This is a genomic window from Paenarthrobacter sp. CM16, from assembly GCF_013179505.1.
In the GTDB taxonomy this organism is placed as follows: Bacteria; Actinomycetota; Actinomycetes; order Actinomycetales; family Micrococcaceae; genus Arthrobacter.
This window is the reverse complement of the sequence record NZ_JABMCX010000438.1, coordinates 1-2,816: the sequence shown is the minus strand read 5'-3', so window position 1 is coordinate 2,816 and position 2,816 is coordinate 1. Positions and strand designations below refer to the sequence as shown.

General features: G+C 63.1%; 4 protein-coding genes. 1 reads left to right on the top strand and 3 read right to left on the bottom strand.

Annotated features, from left to right (window positions below):
* Positions 1-130: 130 nt before the first annotated feature.
* Positions 131-667 (bottom strand): phosphohydrolase, encoded by a 537-nt coding sequence (locus HP499_RS23085; protein ID WP_172326396.1) that lies wholly within the window; start codon positions 665-667, stop codon positions 131-133.
* Between the two features lie 101 nt (positions 668-768).
* Positions 769-1,560: an SDR family oxidoreductase gene (locus HP499_RS23080; protein WP_172326395.1), complete on the bottom strand. Its 792-nt coding sequence runs from the start codon at positions 1,558-1,560 to the stop codon at positions 769-771.
* A gap of 103 nt (positions 1,561-1,663) precedes the next feature.
* Between HP499_RS23080 and HP499_RS23075 the strand changes: the two genes are divergently transcribed.
* Complete coding sequence (locus HP499_RS23075) at positions 1,664-2,275, top strand: TetR/AcrR family transcriptional regulator (protein ID WP_172326394.1); 612 nt, start codon at positions 1,664-1,666, stop codon at positions 2,273-2,275.
* Here the strand turns inward: HP499_RS23075 and HP499_RS23070 are convergent.
* A partial coding sequence (locus HP499_RS23070; RefSeq protein WP_375154269.1) for a serine hydrolase occupies positions 2,272-2,816 on the bottom strand: 545 nt, incomplete at its 5' end. The genes HP499_RS23075 and HP499_RS23070 overlap by 4 nt on opposite strands.

Sequence of the window (2,816 nt, the reverse complement as noted above, 5' to 3'; positions counted from 1 at the left end):
CCCCAAAACCCACACCAAGCACGCAAAACAGGCCCCACAACCCACCAACCCTCACGTTGCGGGGCCCGCAAAACACCCCAAAACCCACACCAAGCACGCAAAACAGGCCCCACAACGGAGGGGGCAGGGGTTACTCGGGGGCGATCTCGTCCAATTCGCGGAGCAGATAGGGGTTGATCCGCTCCAGGATCATCCGGACCTCTTCGCGGGGAACAGCCGTGTACAGCACGGGGCGGGCATCGGCATAGCGGGTGACCGGGGGCTTGTCCGGCCACTTTTCAGCAAGCGCTTTGACCCTCTCCGGCAGGGAATTGTGGGCATTGTCCGCGATCTTCACCAACGTGGCGTCGTGGTCCTCCGCAACGAAACGGATGCCGGCGTCGTAATCATCGGGGTCGTCGTGGAACCGGCGGGTGACGCGCTCAATGATGTCCACCGCCCGCTCCGACACTCCCATTTCCAACAGGGCTTGCCTGGTGATGGGAGTGTCCTCGGCGATGTCGTGAAGGTAGCCGGCAATCCGGATGTCGTCGTCGAAGTCGGCGAGTGCGTCGCCAACAGCCAGGACATGCTCGCGGTACGGCCGCTTGAGCTTGTCCTTCTGCCGGTTGTGGGCCACCTCCGCCAAGACTTGGGCTGTTTCTACGGTGAAGCGTGGTTCGGTCATACTGGCCTCCGGGTTGGGCATGGGACCAACGGGGATTGGTCCCATGCTCAGGCTATCCGGTGTTCCGGATCCGGAAGCACCGGTGGCCGGACCTACCAGTACTACCAGTCCTGAACGGCCCGGGCAGCGATGGCGACGGTAACAGCCCTCGGCATACGCTGGGCGAACCCGGCGGTAACCCGGTTGACCCAACCCGAAACCACGCTGCCGGGCGTGTCCTTGCGATCGAGTGCCTTGAGCGCAGTGCCGACCACCTGCGCAGGGGTCTGCATCTTGCCAACTGCCGCGGATTCACCACCGAGGACTTCAAAGAACTCAGTGCTCGTCGCACCGGGGCAAAGGGCCAGGACGCTGAGTCCAGAGTTCTTGGTTTCGTGGGCAACGGCTTCGGTGAAGCTCAGAACGAAGGCCTTGGTGGCGCCGTAAACGGCCATACCGGGGATGGGCTGGAACGCGGCAGTACTGGCCACGTTCACCAGGGAGCCCTTCCCGGAGGCCAGCAAACCGGGGAGGAATGCCCGGGTAATGTCCACCAAGGCAGCCACGTTCAGGGAGATCTCCGAGGCAATGGTCTCAGGGTCCTCCTCCACCAAAGGACCATGGGTTGCGAAACCTGCATTATTGATCAGCGTGTCCACGGCGATACCGCGGCCGGCCAGTTCGTTGAAGAGCTCGCGTCCCGCCCCTGCCTGGCCCAGGTCCAAGGGCAACACGGTCACTGTGACACCGTGGCGGGAGCGCAGGTCCCGGGCCAACTCCTCCATGCGGTCCGCGCGCCTGGCCACCAAGACAAGATTGGAGCCTCGCGCAGCAAACTGTCCGGCGAATTCAGCGCCGAGGCCGGAACTGGCGCCCGTAATCAGAGCAGTAGTGCCTTGGTAAGTCATGGTCATGGCGGAATCCCATCGGTTGAGTCGGAGACTAATGTAGTCGCTGTCTACATGGTAGGCAGCGTCTACTTTGTTGTCAATGACTACATTGGCTTAGACTCTATCCATGACTGCCCAGCCGTACCACCATGGCAAACTTCGCGAGGCCCTCTTGGAACGCGCCATGGAGACCATCGAAGAAGCCGGCGTGGAAGGACTTTCCCTACGTCAACTGGCCCGGGATGTGAATGTCAGCCACGGCGCCCCGGCCAAGCACTTCCGTGACAAGCAGGCTTTGATTGACGCCGTGGCATTGGCTGGCTTTGAGTCAATGAATCGCCGCATCCAAGATGCCGCGCAATCCGGGCACGAACTCCGGGGCCGATTCGTGGGGATCGGCAAAGCCTACGTCGACTTTGCTGTTGAGCACCCCGCCCTGCTGACGGTGATGTACTCCACCAAACACCACCCCGATTCCAGTGATGAGCTAAGAAGCACTGGTGCACAAGGAATACACGTTGCCCGAGCCATGATCACCGAGGCGCAGGAGGCAGGCGTATTGGCCGCAGGCGACCCCGAAACACTGGCCATGGTGTGCTTCGTAAGCCTTCACGGAACCGCCCTCCTCGCCGCCGGCGGGCACCTGGACGGGAATTCCGTGGAAGACGTCGTCACTGCCACCACAGACACCTTGTGGGCAGGAATGGCGGCAGGAGTCCCGGCAGCACAGCAAAGCTAAACAGCGAGCCCCTCGATCACCTCCCGCACCGCCGAGCTCAACTGGAAGTTGCGGCACCCCACTCCCCCGGGCTCCGCCGCTTGTGGCACGTACCCAAAGCCGAGTTCATACACAGGGTCCGCGAACCCCAAAGATGCGCTGGCGCCGTCGTGCCCGAACGCGCGGTAACTGCCGAACGGCATCCGGGCGTGGGACTTCATGAAAACGGTGGCGAAGCAGCCGGTCTCACCAAAGACGCGGTCAATCCCGAAGATCTGTTCGGCGGACACCGTCCGGATTGTCTCTTCAGTCAGGAGGGGCGCGGGATCCCCGGAGCCCGCCAAGCCCGTCAGCGCCGCAGCATAGATCCTCGCCATACCCTCCGCGCTGGCCACACCGGCAGCGGAACTCAGCCCCGCGGCCCGCACTTCCCGGATGTTGGGCAAGTCCAGGATGTCGCCCACGGCCGCATTGGCAGCCAGCCCAAAATGGCTGGCGGGATCCACCCACGGCCAGGAGGGATCCGCTGCCCAGCGGAAGGGTGCGAAGCGGTCTTCTTCGG

Coding starts and splice junctions, on each gene's coding strand:
- HP499_RS23085 (WP_172326396.1), bottom strand. CDS start 667: ATGACCGAACCACGCTTCACCGTAGAAACAGCCCAAGTCTTGGCGGAG.
- HP499_RS23080 (WP_172326395.1), bottom strand. CDS start 1,560: ATGACCATGACTTACCAAGGCACTACTGCTCTGATTACGGGCGCCAGT.
- HP499_RS23075 (WP_172326394.1), top strand. CDS start 1,664: ATGACTGCCCAGCCGTACCACCATGGCAAACTTCGCGAGGCCCTCTTG.